Source organism: Sphingobium chlorophenolicum (assembly GCF_000722875.1).
Lineage (GTDB): Bacteria > Pseudomonadota > Alphaproteobacteria > Sphingomonadales > Sphingomonadaceae > Sphingobium > Sphingobium chlorophenolicum.
Genome location: NZ_JFHR01000007.1, coordinates 38978 through 53890, shown reverse-complemented (window position 1 = coordinate 53890; position 14913 = coordinate 38978). Strand labels below are relative to the sequence as shown.

Genomic DNA, 14913 nt, shown 5'->3' with positions numbered 1-14913 from the left:
GCTCAGCGCTCCAGCACGTAGCGCCCGGGGGCATCACCGAGCGGCGGATAGTTCCGTTCGGGCGCGCCCATCGCCGGTGGGGCCGCCGCCTCGCCCGAGTGCGATCCAAGCCATGAACTCCATTCCGGCCACCACGACCCTTCGCGCACCTCGGCCCGCTCCAGCCAGGCATCGGGACCTGGCGCCGGGCCATCCTGCATCCGTGTCGCGATGCGATAATGGCGATGAGGATGCCCGGGCTCGGAGACGATCCCGGCATTGTGGCCACCGCTCGTCAGCACGAAGCGGATCTCCGCGCCCGTCAGCATGTGGAGCTTGTGGGTCGAGCGCCACGGCGCGACATGGTCGGTTTCCGTGCCCACCATGAAGATCGGCATGCTCAGCCCCGAGAGCGAGACCGGGTGGCCGCCGGCCTCGTAGCGCCCTTCGGACAGGTCATTGTCGAGGAACAGGCGCCGAAGATATTGCGCGTGCATGGCATAGGGCATGCGGGTGCCGTCGGCGTTCCATGCCATGAGGTCGGTCATCGGCTCGCGCTCGCCCATGAGATAGGTCGAGAGGATGCGCGACCAGAGCAGATCGTTGGACCGCAGCATCTGGAAGGCGCCGCCCATCTGGCTGCTGTCGAGAAAGCCGCGCGCCCACATCATCGCATCGATCAGGTTGATCTCCGCCTCGTCGATGAACAGACCAAGTTCGCCCGGCTCGCTGAACTCGGTCTGGGCGGCGAACAGCGTCACGCTCGCCAGACGCTCATCTTCATCGCGCGCCATCGCGGCCGCGGTGATGGCGAGCAGCGTGCCGCCGATACAATAGCCGGCCGCGTGGATCTTCTCGGTGCCGGTAATCACCTGGATGACATCCACGGCGGCCATCGGCCCAAGCAGGCGATAATCCTCCATGTCGAGATCGCGGTCGGCGCTGTCGGGATTGTGCCAGGAGATGCAGAACACGGTGTAGCCCTGCCCGACCAGCCAGCGGATGAGCGAATTTTCCGGCGACAGGTCGAGGATGTAATATTTCATGATCCATGCCGGCACGATCAGTATCGGCTCCGGACGCACCGTCTCGGTTGCGGGCGCATATTGGATCAGTTCCATGACCCTGTTGCGAAACACGACCTTGCCAGCCGTGGCTGCGACCTTCTCGCCGACCCGATAGGCCTCCGTGCCCGCTGCGGGCTCCCCGCGTACCAGGCGTTCCAGGTCGTCGCAAAAAAATCGCGCACCCTCGACAAGGCATTGTCCTCCGGTTTCGAGGATGCGCTGCTGGAGCACGGGGTTGGTCGGGATGAAATTGGTCGGGGACACCATGTCGAGCATCTGGCGGGTCGCGAACTCGACGATCGCTTCGTGGTGCCCGGTGACGCCGCTCACGCCGGTCGTCGCGGCATGCCACCATTGCTGCTGGAGCAGGAAGGCCTGCTCGATCAGGTCGAACGGATGGCGCTTCCAGGCTGCGTCGGCGAAGCGCCGATCCTGGGGCAGCGGATTGATCGCCGGCTCGGGATCGCTGCCGGATGCGCTGCGCATGGCATAGTCGGCGAGCCGCATCAGCTTGCGCCCGCCCTTGGCGGCGAGCTGCAGCTGCCTGCCTGGCGAGCAGAGAATGTGCGTCCACCAGTCGGAAAAAGACTGCGCCAAAGTGGCGGGCGACTGGCCTGAAGTCAGCTGCGCGATGGCGGCGAAGCTCGACCGATCCAGCGTCGTGGCCAGACCGTCCAACGGGTCAGGGATATTGCTTCGACTCTGCACATTTTCGCTCCTGCTGCGGTGCAACAAGCCCTGAAGCGCAGGAAGCCTCTGCGCACTCCGTAGTCCTACGGAGGGATTGCCTCGCATATGCCAGCCCCAGAAGTCAGAGCTCAGCACGACATTGCTGTATGAAAAGCGGCCAAATACGATCAGGAGGCTCAGTGCGGTCGCCCGGGCGAGCCAGCTATCCCGCCGAACCAGTCCCGCAATACCGGCGAAAGGGTCTGCGGGTTGCCGCCGATATGGCGAAGATCCTCCGCCAGCAGTGGCGGGCGGACTGCGAGGAAATATATCGCGAGGCCCGTCGTGAGAATGCCAAGTGCGATCAGCACCCCGGCCGCCAGAGCGGGTCTGGTCCGAGAGGCGGCCGGCGCTAACATTTTCTGTCGAGACTCAGTTCGGCGATGATGGGACAATCTGGCCGCTCGTCGCCATGACAGCGCTCGGCGAGATCGACGAGGGTCTCGCGCAGGGTCGTCAGCGCTTCGGCCTTGCGCTGCAATTCCTCCGCCCGCGCCAACGCGACCCGCTTTACATCGGCGCTGCTGCGGCCCGTGTCGGCCCACAGGCCGAGCAGGGTCCGGATCTCCTCGATCGGAAAACCGAGATCGCGGGCATTGGCGATGAACCGCAGGCGATGGAGGTCACTCTCGCCATAGTCGCGATAACCCGCTCCCCGGCGCGGCGGCGCCGGGATGAGGCCGATCTTCTCATAATGGCGGATCATCCGCTCCGAGACCCCGCTTTGCTTCGACGCCTCCCCGATGTTCACAGCGCTTTCCGGTTGAGGCGCAGCGCGTTGGTGACCACGCTGACCGAGGAGAGCGCCATGGCGGCGGCCGCGATGATCGGCGAGAGCAGGATGCCGAACAGCGGATAGAGCGCGCCCGCCGCCACCGGCACCCCGGCGACATTGTAGATGAAGGCGAAGACCAGGTTCTGGCGGATGTTGGACATGGTCGCCTGGCTCAGCCGCCGTGCCCGCACGATGCCCATGAGATCGCCCTTGAGCAGCGTCACGCCCGCGCTCTCGATCGCGACGTCGGTGCCCGAGCCCATGGCAATACCGACATCGGCGGCAGCCAGTGCGGGGGCGTCGTTGACCCCGTCGCCGGCCATCGCCACCACGCGCCCCTCGCTCTTCAACCGCGCGACGACGGCACTCTTCTGGTCGGGCAGTACCTCGGCTTCGACATCGTCAATGCCGAGCCGCCTTGCCACCGCCTCTGCTGTGGTGCGGTTGTCGCCGGTCAACATCACCACGCGAATGCCTTCGGCCTTGAGTGCGGCCAGGGCCTCCGGCGTCGTCTGCTTCACGGGATCGGCGATTGCAAAGGCGCCGCCGACGGTGCCGTCGACGCCGATGAAGATCGCGGTGGCGCCATCCCGGCGCAGGGCGTCGGCCTGCTCCGCCAGCGCGTCGGTTGCTATGCCCTCTTCCGAGAGGAACCGCGCATTACCGAGCACGATCCGGCGGCCGTCGACGGTGCCGAGCGCGCCGCGTCCGGTGGGGGAATCGAAGTCGGTGAGGTCGCTCGTGGGGATGCCGCGATCCTTCGCGGCCTCGACGATCGCCAGCGCGAGCGGATGCTCGGAGGCCCGCTCGACCGAGGCGGCAAGCCGCAGCAGTTCGGCTTCGTCGAAGCCGGGCGCCGGCACGATCTGGGTGACGGCAGGCCGGCCTTCGGTCAGCGTGCCTGTCTTGTCGACGACGAGCGTGTCGACCTTCTCCATATGCTCGAGCGCTTCGGCATTCTTGATAAGGACGCCGAGTCCGGCGCCGCGGCCGACGCCCACCATGATCGACATCGGCGTGGCGAGACCCAGTGCACAGGGACAGGCGATGATCAGCACGGCGACCGCCGCCACCAGCCCATAGGCGAAGCGCGGCTCGGGGCCCCAGATACCCCAGGCGATAAACGCGACCACCGCAACCGCGATGACCACGGGCACGAACCAGCCCGACACCTGATCGGCCATGCGCTGGATCGGCGCGCGCGAGCGCTGCGCCTCGGCGACCATCTGGACAATCCGCGCAAGCATGGTGTCGCGTCCGACCTTGTCGGCGACGATCACCAGCGCACCGGTCTGGTTGAGCGTGCCGCCGATCACCGTGTCGGCCTTGGCCTTGGTGACGGGCATGGATTCACCGGTGACCATCGACTCGTCGAGCGAGGAGCGGCCGTCCTCGACTACGCCGTCGACCGGCACCTTCTCGCCCGGCCGCACGCGCAGGCGGTCGCCGACCGCGACCAGATCGAGACTGATCTCCTCTTCGCTCCCGTCGGCGGCGATCCGGCGCGCGGTCTTGGGCGCGAGGTTGAGCAGCGCCTTGATCGCGCCCGAGGTCCGCTCACGCGCGCGCAGTTCGAGCACCTGGCCGAGCAGCACGAGAACGGTGATCACCGCGGCGGCCTCGAAATAGACGGCAACCATGCCGTCCTCGCCGCGGAAGGCAGGCGGGAACAGCTGAGGCGCGAGCGTCGCGACGACGCTGTAGATCCAGGCGACCCCCGTCCCCATCGCGATCAGGGTGAACATGTTGAGGTTGCGGGTCTTGAGCGAGGCCCAGCCACGCTCGAAGAACGGCCAGCCCGCCCAGAGCACGACAGGCGTCGCCAGCACGAACTGGATCCATACCGAGGTCGACATCGGCACGAGGCGATGGATCACAGGAAACAGGTGCGCCCCCATCTCGAGGATCAGCACCGGCAGGGCCAGCACCAGGCCAACCCAGAAACGCCGCGTGAAATCGACCAGCTCGTGGCTGGGACCGCTGTCGGCGGTCACGGTCGCGGGTTCGAGCGCCATGCCGCAGATCGGACAGGACCCGGGATGGTCCTGCCGGATCTCGGGATGCATAGGGCAGGTCCAGATCGTGCCCACGGGCGCTGCGAACGGCGGTGCCGGCGGGCCGAGATAGCGCTCGGGATCGGCGATGAACTTTGCCCGGCAGCCCGCGCTGCAGAAATGATAGCGTTCACCGCCATGATCGGCATGGTGCGCGGTGGTCGCCGGATCGACGGTCATGCCACAGACCGGGTCCTTGATGCCGGTCGCCGCTTTCGCGCCGCCGTGGCCGCCGCAGCAACCGCCGCCATGCGCCGCTCCATGTGTCTCGTTCATCGCCTTGCTCCTTTCGACGCCTGACGATCTAGGGTCTGACACCGTGTCAGGGTCAATACGTAATCGCCTAAGCGGCCAAATCGGCGTACCCGGTCGCTCGGCCGGGATCAGCCAAGGTCGTTCGCAACCGTAAGGCCCTGGGCCTGCGCCGGTCGATGCGCGGTAAGCAATTCGATCGCGCCGGTGATGGTCAAGAGCCGAAACGTCTCGGCCACATGCCTGAAGCCGGCCGCCGCGATCAGGCCGGGGAGCACGCCGTCGGCGTTGGGTCGGGTATCATCGATGCCATCGAGTCGCTGCACGGTCAGGCGAAAGGCGAGCCGCATGAGACCGTGCTGGCGGCCATAATCTGCGATCACCAGGCGGCCACCCGGGCGCAGCATGGCGAACATGGCGCGCAGGGTTGCCGCCTTCTCCCTGACCGGCATCTGATGCAGCACGAGACTCGATACGACAGCGTCGGCGGTGCCCGGGGCCACGTCCCTGGCAAATCCCTGACGCCAGTCGATATCGGCCTGCCGCGCAGCGGCCTTGTGCCGCGCGATGTCGAGCGCCTCGGCATCGGGATCGAGACCGATCACCTGCGTCCTGGGCTCGGCTTGCTTGAGCATCAGCGCGAAGCTGCCGGTGCCACAGCCGACGTCGACGACCGTCTCACCGGCTTTGGGCGCCAGGGCGGCGAGCATGGCGGCACGCCACCGCTTCTCCCGCGTCCACAGGCGGATCGCGCGATCATAGTCTTTCGTCGATCCGGTCCCGAGCGGCGGGGTGTAGGATTGCATTGGCTTCTCCCAACGCGAGGCGTCCGAAACGATAAGCTACATCGACATGGGCGGCGATAGTGTCCCCAGCCAGGCGACGAGCCCGAGAATGACGATCGCAAGCCCGCCTTCGACGAAGAGGCTCGCGCGCAACAGCGCCTGCGCCCGTGGCGCGTCCTCTTCCTCGATCGCCTGTGCCAGTGCCGGGGTCAGGCGGTAGCGGTTGAGCGCGGCAAGGCCCAGCATGCCCCCAAACAGCACCAGCTTGGCGATGAGCAGCAGGCCGTAGCTCGACTGACCGAGCGAGGCGATGTTGCCCGGGCCGACCAGAAACCAGCCGTTCACCGTCCCGGTCAGGATCAGCAGGGCGACGATGATCGTGCCGACGAGGGAGAAACCCCGCAGGGCTTCCTCGGCCAGTGTGACCTGGTCCATGTCTTCAGCGGCGACATCATCGGTTGCGAGCCTGGGAAGAACCAGCGCGAGGAAGGCGGCAAGCGCGCCGACCCAGGCGCCGGCGGCGAGCAGATGGATGAGATCGGCCAGCAGTTGCAGCCAGCCCGCCTCGCCTTCGCCGGCCGCGCCATGCCCGCTCCAGGCGAGGGTCGCGAGCGCGACCGCGCCCGCCAGAGTGGAGGCGATGAAGGCAGGACGGGATTGCCGGCGATAGAAGGGGATGCAGAGCAGAAGAACGAGGAGCGCGACGAGGCGCGCCTTCAGCGCCGTTCCCATGGAAGTGCCGTTGAACAGCTCTGCGACCATGGAAAGATCAGGCTGGGCGAGTGGCAGCCCGGTCATCGCCGCAGCCTGCAACGCGAACCCCAGCGCCGACAGCAGGAGGGCGAGACAGGCGAGACCGGCCACCATTGCCGCCATCGGCAGATGCCGCTGCACCATCCGGCCGCCGCCGGGCGCATAGAGCGCGAACAGCGGCAGGCCGAACAGCAGGCCGAGATCGACGTAGAGCGCCCAGCGGACGGCGACGAGTGCCACGTCGTTCATGGCGTCACTTGACGGTAAAGGCGAGATTGCCCTGGATGCGGTGCGTGTCGGTCGAGACGACGTGCCAGGCGACCTGATAGCTGCCCGCCATGAGCGGCTTGGCGAGCGTCAGCACGAGCGTCTTGTCGCCTTCGACGGACGTCTTGAAGCCGGTTACCGTCATGCGGTGGTTGGGCATGCCGGGCATGCCGGTCATCACGATCTCGGCGCCCGACAGCTTCGGCATCAGACCTTCACTGAAGGTGAGCGTTATACGCGACGGCGCCGGGACGCTGGCGTTGGCGGCGGGCGTCGAGGACACGAGCTTGGGATGGGCGTAGGCCGGAGCAGAAACACTCAGGCCGACGGCGGCGATGGCTGCGAGCGGCGAAAAGAAGCGCATTTGGACATTCTCCTGTCAGTGACATGAGAGAATACGCAGCCGCGACCTGCACCCCTCGCAATTTTCTTTTTGTTCCCGGACAAGGGTTAGAAGACCACCCTGCGTATTGAGAAGAGAAGACGGAGAAACATCATGGACCACCTCGACGACATGCTCAGCCGGTTGCGGGAAGCCCCCCTCGATCCCCGGCTTGCCGGGCTGGACAGCCGCGTCATGGCCGAGATCGCCCGGCTCCAGGCCATGCCGCGCCTGAGCGCCACGACCTTCGGTGTCGCAGCCGCGGTCGCGCTCTTCATCGGCATCGCCGGTTCCGCGGTGCCAGTGCGTTCGGCAGATGCTGCGGCATCGCCCTTCGACGCGCGGCTCGCGCTCGCTCCTTCGACGCTGCTGAGCGCGCAATGATGCGCGATCGCCGCGGCCTTCTCCTTCTCGTGCTGCTGACGTTTGTTGCGGCAGTAGCGGGGGTCGTGATCGGCCGGCTCTATGTCGTGCCGGCGCCCCCTGTCGAGAATGAGCTGCACGACCTGCTCCATCGCGATCTCAAGCTGGATAGCGCGCAACATGCACGGCTCGAGGCTATCGAAGCCCGCTACGCCATCCGCCGACAGGCCCTGGAAGCGGAACTGCGCGCCGACAATGCATGGCTCGCGCAGGCCATCAGGTCGGAACATGGCTATGGGCCTCAGGTCTCCGCCGCCGTCGACCGGTCACACCAGGCGATGGGCGCGCTGCAGAAGGAAACGCTCGAGCATATCTTCGCGATGCGTGCGGTGCTCCGCCCCGACCAGACGGTGAAGTTCGACGACGCCGTCGTGAAAGCGCTGACGGCCGAGAAAAAATGACGCTCCACCTCCCCGACTGCTCGGACGGGGAGCTTGCGGCTCTGGCGCTGGGGGGCCGGCAAGCGGCCTATGGCGAGCTGGTCCGCCGGCATCAGGGCTGGGTACACCGTCTCGTGCGCAGCCATGTCGGTAGCCCCGACGAGGCGCTCGACGTCACTCAGGCGAGCTTCGTGGCCGCCTTTTCCGCGCTCAGCCGCTATGATGGGACGCGGCCCTTCCCGGTCTGGATGTCGCGGATCGTCATCAACAAATGCCACGACTGGCGCCGTCGCCGTGCGGTCCGCAATTTCTTTTCCTTCGCCCTTCCTCTGGGCGAAGCCGAACATATCGTCGACGACGCCCCCTCGGCCGACCGCGCCCTGGATGCCGAACAGCAACTCGCCGAGGCGATGACGGCGATCGCCGCCCTGCCCGCCTCGCTCAAGGACACGCTCATCCTGCGGACGATCGACGAGAAATCGGAAGCCGAAACCGCCGAGATCCTCGGCATCTCCCAGAAGGCCGTCGAGACCCGCCTCTACCGCGCCCGGGCGCGCCTCGCGGAAAGTTTGAAGAAAGTTTGAGGGGCAGGCGGGTGGGCTGCGTATTTCCAATAGGTCCGCCCTCTTTCCGCAAGCTGAGACAAACCGAATGATTTCTGCCCTCGACCGCCGCCAGTTCCTTCGCGGCGCGGCCCTCGCCGGTGGTGGCGCCGCATTATCAGCCTGGCTGCCTGCCTGGGCGCAGACCATCTCGCCGGGGATGCGACCGACGCTACCGACCGTGTCGGGCGAAGACATCACGCTGACCATCGCCCGGCAGTCGATGAGCATCGACGGGCGCCAGTTCCGCGCAATCGGTCTCAACGGCACGGTCCCCGCCCCGCTGATCCGGCTGCGCGAAGGCCAGCGCGTGCGGCTCAACGTCGTCAATCAACTCGAGGAGGACAGCTCGATCCACTGGCACGGGCTGATCCTGCCGGCCAATATGGACGGCGTGCCGGGCGTGTCTTTTCCGGGCATCAAGCCGGGATCGAACTACCTCTACCAGTTCCCCGTCGTGCAAAGCGGCACCTACTGGTATCACAGCCATTCGGGCCTGCAGGAGCAGGAAGGCCATTACGGCCCGATCATCATCGACCCCGCCGGTGCCGATCCGGTCGCCTATGACCGCGAGCATGTCATCGTGCTCGCCGATCACAGCGCACTCTCGCCGCAGGCGATCTTCCGGCGTCTCAAGGTCAACCCCGGCCATTTCAACTTCCAGCGCCAGACGCTGGCCGGGCTGCTCTCGGGCAAGGACCAGCCACTCAAGGACCGGCTCGACTGGGGCCAGATGCGGATGGACCCCGCCGACATCTCCGATGTCACCGGATCGACCTACACCTATCTCGTCAATGGCCATGGTCCGATGGACAACTGGACCGCGCTCTTCACCCCGGGCGAGCGGGTGCGGCTGCGCGTCATCAATGCGTCGGCGATGACCACCTTCAACGTCCGCGTACCCGGCCTGCCGCTCAGCATCGTCCAGGCCGACGGGCAGAATGTGGTGCCCGTCACCGTCGACGAGTTCCAGATCGGTGTCGCCGAGACCTACGACGTCGTTGTCAGCCCAGGCGAGGACAAGGCCTATACTCTTGTCGGCGAGGCCATCGACCGCTCGGGTATGGCGCGTGCCACGCTCGCGCCGCGCGCCGGCATGGCTGGCGAGGTGCCTCCCTTACGCAAACGGCCGCTCGCCGACATGAAGGACATGGGCATGGACATGTCCTCGATGCCGGGCATGGAAGGCATGGACATGTCGGGCGGCGCTATGCGGGGCGTCGATCCGACGGCCGAGAAGAACGCGTCCGCGCGCCTCGCGACCGGCGCGGCGGCAGCGATGGCGACCATGGACAACAGCGCCATGGCGGGCATGGACCATTCGGGGATGGATCATTCCGCGATGAGCGGGATGGATCATGGATCGATGGCCGGCATGGACCACGGCGCGATGGGCGCCGATGGCCAGATGGCGGGCATGGATCATGGCGGGCACGCGATGGGTTCGATGAAGATGCGCGACTTCTCGAACGCGCCGCAGGTGAAGCGCGATCCGAGCGTCCAGACCATCTCGCCGATGCCCGTCGACCGCACCGGCGAGCCCGGCCAGGGCCTCACCGACGTCGGCCACAAGGTGCTCGTCTACAAGGATCTGATGGCGCTCGAGCGCAATCCAGACGTGCGCGCGCCGAGCCGCAGCATCGACATCCACCTCACCGGCAACATGGAGCGGTTCATGTGGTCGTTCGACGGCGAGAAAATGTCGGACCATCACGAGCCGATCCCGTTCATCGAAGGCGAGCGGGTGCGCGTCAATCTCATCAACGACACGATGATGGGGCATCCGATCCACATCCACGGCCATTTCTTCGAGCTGGTGACCGGGCATGGCGACCATGCGCCGCGCAAGCACACCGTCATCGTCCAGCCCGGCGGCAAGGTGAGCTGGGACTTCACCGCCGACGCGGTCGGGGACTGGGCCTTCCACTGCCATCTCCTCTACCACATGCATGCAGGGATGATGCGGGTCGTGAGCGTGCGTCCGAAGGGAGACGCGCAATGACCCGCATCCTCACGCCGCTGGTGAGCGCGATCGCCCTTCTCGCCGCCGCACCCGCCTTTGCCCAGGATCATTCGATGCACGACATGCCCGGCATGGCGCCGCCGGGCGGGGCGCGGCCGGCGCAGGAGAAAAAGAAGGACAAGGCCGCCGCGCCGCGCCCCAAGCCCACTGCCAGGCCGCGCGCTCAGAAGCCAGCGCCGGACACCATGCCGGCAATGGACCATTCGCAGCACCAGACCACTCCCGCGGCGCAAGCAAATGCGGCCGGTCAGCCGCAATCCACGTCTCCCGCAATGCCGGAGATGCCGGGCATGGACCACTCCCAGCATCAGGACGGCGCGATGCCCGACATGCCCGGGATGGACCATGCGCAGCATGGCCAGACAGCGACGCCGGGAACGCCCGCCATGCCCGGCATGCAAATGACCGGCACCGCACTTCCGGCCGGCAATGCGCCCCCGCCGCCGCCCCCAGGCGACCACTTCGCCGATCGGGATTTTCCCGGCGGCGAGATGGCGCGCTCGCGCGACATCATGATGAAGGACAGCGGCGGCAACAATTTCGGGCAGGTGCTGCTCAACCTGTTCGAGTATCAGGCGCATAGCGGCCGCGATGGCTATCGCTGGGATGGCGAAGGCTTTTACGGCGGCGACATCAACCGCCTCTGGCTCAAGAGCGAGGGCGAAGGCGAGTTCGGCCGCGGCATCGACAGCGCCGAGGTGCAGGTGCTCTACAGCCGGGCCATCGACCCCTATTTCAATCTTCAGGGCGGTATCCGCCAGGACTTCGGCCGCGGGCCCGACCGCACCTACGCGACGATCGGCGTCGAGGGCCTGGCTCCTGGCATGTTCGAGGTCGAAGGCGCGCTGTTCCTCTCGACCAAGGGCGATGTTCTGGGCCGGGTCGAGGGCTATTACGACCAGCGCATCACCCAGCGCCTGATCTTGCAGCCGCGCGCCGAGGTCAATTTCGCCGCGCAGGATATTCCGGAGAACGACATCGGTTCGGGGCTGGTCAACATAGAGCTCGGCGCGCGCCTGCGCTACGAATTCAGCCGCCAGTTCGCACCTTACATCGGCGTTTCCTATCTGCGCAAAGCCGGAGACACGGCGCGGCTGTCGAGGCTTGCGGGCGAGGACGTCCATGCCACCAGCTTCGTCGCCGGCGTTCGCTTCTGGTTTTAGCATCAGGACGGCTGATGGCGGGGGCGAACAAGAGAGCGGGGCGTTACACTCATACCCAGGTCGGCCGGCGCCGAGCGAAGGAGATACGCCATGGACCATTCGTCCCACATGAACACCCGGAAGATGGGTGCCTATTGGAGCCTTGCCGTTCAGACCGTCATCAGCGGCGTCATCATGTATCTGGTGATGTTCGTCATGATCGACGGGCTCGACAGCTTCTACAACAACCTCAACATGCTCTACATGACGCTGATGATGGTCGCACCGATGGTGGTGCTGATGATCCTCGCCATGCGACACATGTTCGTGTCGAAGGCCGCCAACATCGCGCTGATCGCCGCGTCGCTGGTCGCCTTCTTCGGCAGCTTTGCACTCATCCGCACCCAGACCACGATCGGCGACACGGCCTTTCTGCGCTCGATGATCCCGCATCATTCCGGGGCGATCCTGATGTGCCAGGAAGCAAAGCTCAGCGATCCGGAAGTCATCCGGCTTTGCGAAGCGATCAAGCGCTCGCAGCGGCAGGAAATCGACGAGATGAAGGCCATACTCGCGCGGCGCTGAGTGGCACGGTCGGGCTACGCCCGGATACGTGCGCCCGGCCAGGTATGTGAGCCGGCCGATGGTCGACACGAGGCGCGGGGCGGACGAGATTGCCAGGGAGGTGGTGCGGCTTGCGCCGTTGTTCCTGCGACAGGCTGGCGGCCATGTCCTGACGCTGCTCGATCCTGCCGGGATCGTGCTGAGCTATAATGAAGAAGGCGAGCGTGCCGAATGCTGGCCCCTCGATCGCGTCCTGGGACAGCCCCATGACCTGTTCTACCCGCCCGACGAGATTGCGGCCGGCCGCCCGTGCGCAGACCTGGCGGCCGCCCTTCACGAAGGCACGCTGGAGCGCGAAGCGTGGCGGGTCTGCGAGAACGGAGCGGAGTATCTCGCGCGCCTGACGATCAGCGCCCTGTTCGAAGGCGACGCACATCGAGGCTTTGCCTGCATCAGTCGCGATGTCACCGACGAGGCGGCGGTCCGGGCGTCAATCGAGACCCGCGAGCAGCATCTCCAGTCGATCCTGGCGACCGTCCCCGATGCGATGATCATCATCGACGAGACCGGCGACATCACGTCGTTCAGCGCGGCCGCCCAACGCCTGTTCGGCTATTCGGAAACCGAGCTCGTCGGCCGCAACGTCTCCTGCCTGATGCCCCAGCCCGATCGCGACCGGCATGACGAATATATCGCGCATTATCTCCAGACCGGCGAGCGCCGGATCATCGGCCTCGGCCGCGTCGTGGTCGGCCAGCGCCGCGACGGCTCGACCTTCCCGATGCAGCTGTCGGTTGGCGAGGCCGGTGAAGACGGGCAGCGGTTGTTCACCGGCTTCATCCGGGATCTCACCGCCAAGGAGCAGGATGAGCTCAGGCTCAAGGAACTGCAGGCAGAGCTGGTCCATGTCTCCCGGCTGAGCGCGATGGGCACGATGGCCTCGACCCTCGCGCATGAGCTCAACCAGCCGCTTGCCGCGGTCGCGCTCTATCTCGAGACGATCCGCGACATGCTCGACGAGCGGGACGACGAACCCTTCGTGTCGCTACGGTCGGTGATGGATGATGCGGCACAGGAAACGCTGCGGGCCGGCCATATCGTCCGGCGCCTGCGCGATTTCGTCGCCCGCGGCGAGGTCGACAAGAGCCTCCACGATCTGCCGCAGGTTGTCGCCGAGGCGAGCGAGCTCGCGCTGGTCGGTGCACGCGAGCGCGGCATCCGCAGCTTCTTCGCGGTCGATCCCGCCGCGACGCCGGTTCTCGTCGACAGGGTGCAGATCCAGCAGGTGCTGGTCAACCTGATGCGCAACGCCATCGAGGCGATGGCGGCGTGTCCTGTTCGCGACCTCAAGGTAGCGACCAGGTTGCGCCCTGACGGGCTGATCGAGGTGACCGTGGAGGATACCGGCCCCGGCATCGCCGACGAGGTCCGGGAGCAGCTCTTCACGGCGTTCAAGTCGACAAAGGCCGACGGCATGGGCCTCGGCCTTTCGATCTGCCGGACCATCATCGAAGCGCATGGGGGCCGTATCTGGATGGAGCGCCCCGACCGCGGCGGCGCGCGCTTTCATTTTACCTTGATCCATGCGCGGGCGGAGGAGGAACATGGGGGATAGACGCGTCATCCATCTGGTCGACGACGAGGAGAGCATCCGCAAGGCGGCGAGCTTTGCGCTCAAGACCGCGGGCTACGACGTCGTGACCTATGCCTCGGGCGTGGAGTTTCTCAAGGAGGCGAAGTCGGCGGCCGTCGGCTGCGTCATCCTCGACGTGCGCATGCCCGAGATGGACGGTCTCGAGATTCAGGCCGCCATGGCAGCACGCGGGGTCAATATGCCGGTCATCGTCCTGACCGGCCATGGCGACGTGTCGGTTGCGGTGCAGGCCATGAAAGGCGGCGCGGTCGACTTTCTCGAGAAGCCCTTCGAGAAAGCCGCCCTGCTCGGCGCCGTCAGCCGCGCGTTCGCGCGTCTCGACGATGTCGACCTTCGCACTCTGGAAACCTCTGAAGCCGGCGTGCGGGTCGCTGCACTGACGCCCCGGGAGCGTGAAGTGATGGAAGGGCTGGCGAACGGCCTGCCCAATAAGACGATCGCCTATGACCTGGGCTGTTCATCGCGAACGGTCGAGGTCCATCGCGCGAGCCTGATGGCCAAGCTCGAGGTCCGCAATTTGTCCGAAGCCCTGCGGATCGCCTTTGCCGCGGGCATGGGCCGCAAGCCGAAGTGACTGCGACCTCTACGTAGCGACGGGACGAGGCGCGATATGCGATCGATGGTGCAATCGTCACACGGGTGTCCGCTTCTCGCAATGCCATCGGTCCGTTCCACTCAGCATGATGGCAGATACACCATCCTCGTCTCCGACGACGATCCCGGCGTGCGGCGTGGCCTCCAGCTGCTGCTGAGATCGCGCGGCTATGCCGTGTGGGGATATACGACCGGCCACGCGCTGTTGGCCGACCCCCGCGCGAAGGAGGCAGACTGCGTCATCCTCGACTATCGCATGCCCGACATCGACGGATTCGCGATGCTGCGTCACCTTCGCGAGATCGGATGGTCGGGACGCGCGATCATGATCTCAGGCTTTCATGACACGCTGCTGGCCTCGCGGGCCGCTGAGGCGGGCTTCGATCATGTTCTCGCAAAGCCGCTGATCGGCAGGGCTTTGCTCGAAGCGTTGGACCGGCACCGCATCGAGACGCTTCGAAAGCATTGAATTGTGGCGGCCGGCCCCC

Annotated in this window: 15 protein-coding genes; 9 read left to right on the top strand and 6 right to left on the bottom strand. The window is 66.2% G+C overall.

Features of this window, described 5'->3' with window-relative positions:
• Positions 1–2: 2 nt before the first annotated feature.
• The 6 genes from BV95_RS04650 to copC form a co-directional block, all read right to left on the bottom strand.
• Positions 3–1724, bottom strand: a complete 1722-nt coding sequence (locus BV95_RS04650) for a PHA/PHB synthase family protein (RefSeq protein WP_037448009.1) — start codon at positions 1722–1724, stop codon at positions 3–5.
• Positions 1725–2127: 403 nt separating this feature from the next.
• On the bottom strand, positions 2128–2526 hold the full coding sequence (gene cueR / locus BV95_RS04645; RefSeq protein WP_007406402.1) for a Cu(I)-responsive transcriptional regulator: 399 nt from the start codon (positions 2524–2526) through the stop codon (positions 2128–2130).
• A complete protein-coding gene (locus BV95_RS04640; protein ID WP_037448006.1) occupies positions 2523–4880 on the bottom strand; it encodes a heavy metal translocating P-type ATPase in 2358 nt (785 codons plus the stop codon). Before BV95_RS04640 ends, cueR begins: the two co-directional genes overlap by 4 nt.
• A gap of 107 nt (positions 4881–4987) precedes the next feature.
• On the bottom strand, positions 4988–5662 hold the full coding sequence (locus BV95_RS04635) for a class I SAM-dependent methyltransferase (protein WP_020820524.1): 675 nt from the start codon (positions 5660–5662) through the stop codon (positions 4988–4990).
• Between the two features lie 36 nt (positions 5663–5698).
• A complete protein-coding gene (gene copD / locus BV95_RS04630) occupies positions 5699–6643 on the bottom strand; it encodes a copper homeostasis membrane protein CopD (RefSeq protein ID WP_037448002.1) in 945 nt (314 codons plus the stop codon).
• A gap of 4 nt (positions 6644–6647) precedes the next feature.
• Positions 6648–7025, bottom strand: coding sequence for a copper homeostasis periplasmic binding protein CopC (gene copC, locus BV95_RS04625; protein ID WP_037447999.1), 378 nt, complete (start codon positions 7023–7025; stop codon positions 6648–6650).
• A 132-nt stretch (positions 7026–7157) separates the two neighbouring features.
• On the opposite strand from copC, the gene BV95_RS04620 reads away from it, so the two are divergent.
• The 9 genes from BV95_RS04620 to BV95_RS04580 all read left to right on the top strand — a co-directional run bounded on the left by BV95_RS04620 (position 7158) and on the right by BV95_RS04580 (position 14894).
• Positions 7158–7427 (top strand): hypothetical protein, encoded by a 270-nt coding sequence (locus tag BV95_RS04620; RefSeq protein ID WP_037447996.1) that lies wholly within the window; start codon positions 7158–7160, stop codon positions 7425–7427.
• Positions 7427–7867, top strand: a complete 441-nt coding sequence (locus BV95_RS04615) for a periplasmic heavy metal sensor (protein WP_026109207.1) — start codon at positions 7427–7429, stop codon at positions 7865–7867. Before BV95_RS04620 ends, BV95_RS04615 begins: the two co-directional genes overlap by 1 nt.
• Positions 7864–8430: an RNA polymerase sigma factor gene (locus BV95_RS04610; protein ID WP_017501305.1), complete on the top strand. Its 567-nt coding sequence runs from the start codon at positions 7864–7866 to the stop codon at positions 8428–8430. Before BV95_RS04615 ends, BV95_RS04610 begins: the two co-directional genes overlap by 4 nt.
• 67 nt (positions 8431–8497) lie before the next feature.
• Positions 8498–10450 carry a copper resistance system multicopper oxidase gene (locus tag BV95_RS04605; RefSeq protein ID WP_015449251.1) on the top strand — a complete coding sequence of 651 codons (1953 nt, stop codon included), beginning with the start codon at positions 8498–8500 and terminating at the stop codon, positions 10448–10450.
• On the top strand, positions 10447–11634 hold the full coding sequence (locus tag BV95_RS04600; RefSeq protein WP_015449252.1) for a copper resistance protein B: 1188 nt from the start codon (positions 10447–10449) through the stop codon (positions 11632–11634). Before BV95_RS04605 ends, BV95_RS04600 begins: the two co-directional genes overlap by 4 nt.
• A 90-nt stretch (positions 11635–11724) precedes the next feature.
• Positions 11725–12198, top strand: coding sequence for a DUF305 domain-containing protein (locus tag BV95_RS04595; RefSeq protein WP_015449253.1), 474 nt, complete (start codon positions 11725–11727; stop codon positions 12196–12198).
• 58 nt (positions 12199–12256) lie between these two features.
• Positions 12257–13792, top strand: coding sequence for a PAS domain-containing sensor histidine kinase (locus tag BV95_RS04590; RefSeq protein WP_030089528.1), 1536 nt, complete (start codon positions 12257–12259; stop codon positions 13790–13792).
• Positions 13782–14405: a response regulator transcription factor gene (locus tag BV95_RS04585; protein WP_037447987.1), complete on the top strand. Its 624-nt coding sequence runs from the start codon at positions 13782–13784 to the stop codon at positions 14403–14405. Before BV95_RS04590 ends, BV95_RS04585 begins: the two co-directional genes overlap by 11 nt.
• A gap of 81 nt (positions 14406–14486) precedes the next feature.
• Positions 14487–14894: a response regulator gene (locus BV95_RS04580; RefSeq protein WP_016743851.1), complete on the top strand. Its 408-nt coding sequence runs from the start codon at positions 14487–14489 to the stop codon at positions 14892–14894.
• The last annotated feature ends 19 nt before the right edge of the window (positions 14895–14913 follow it).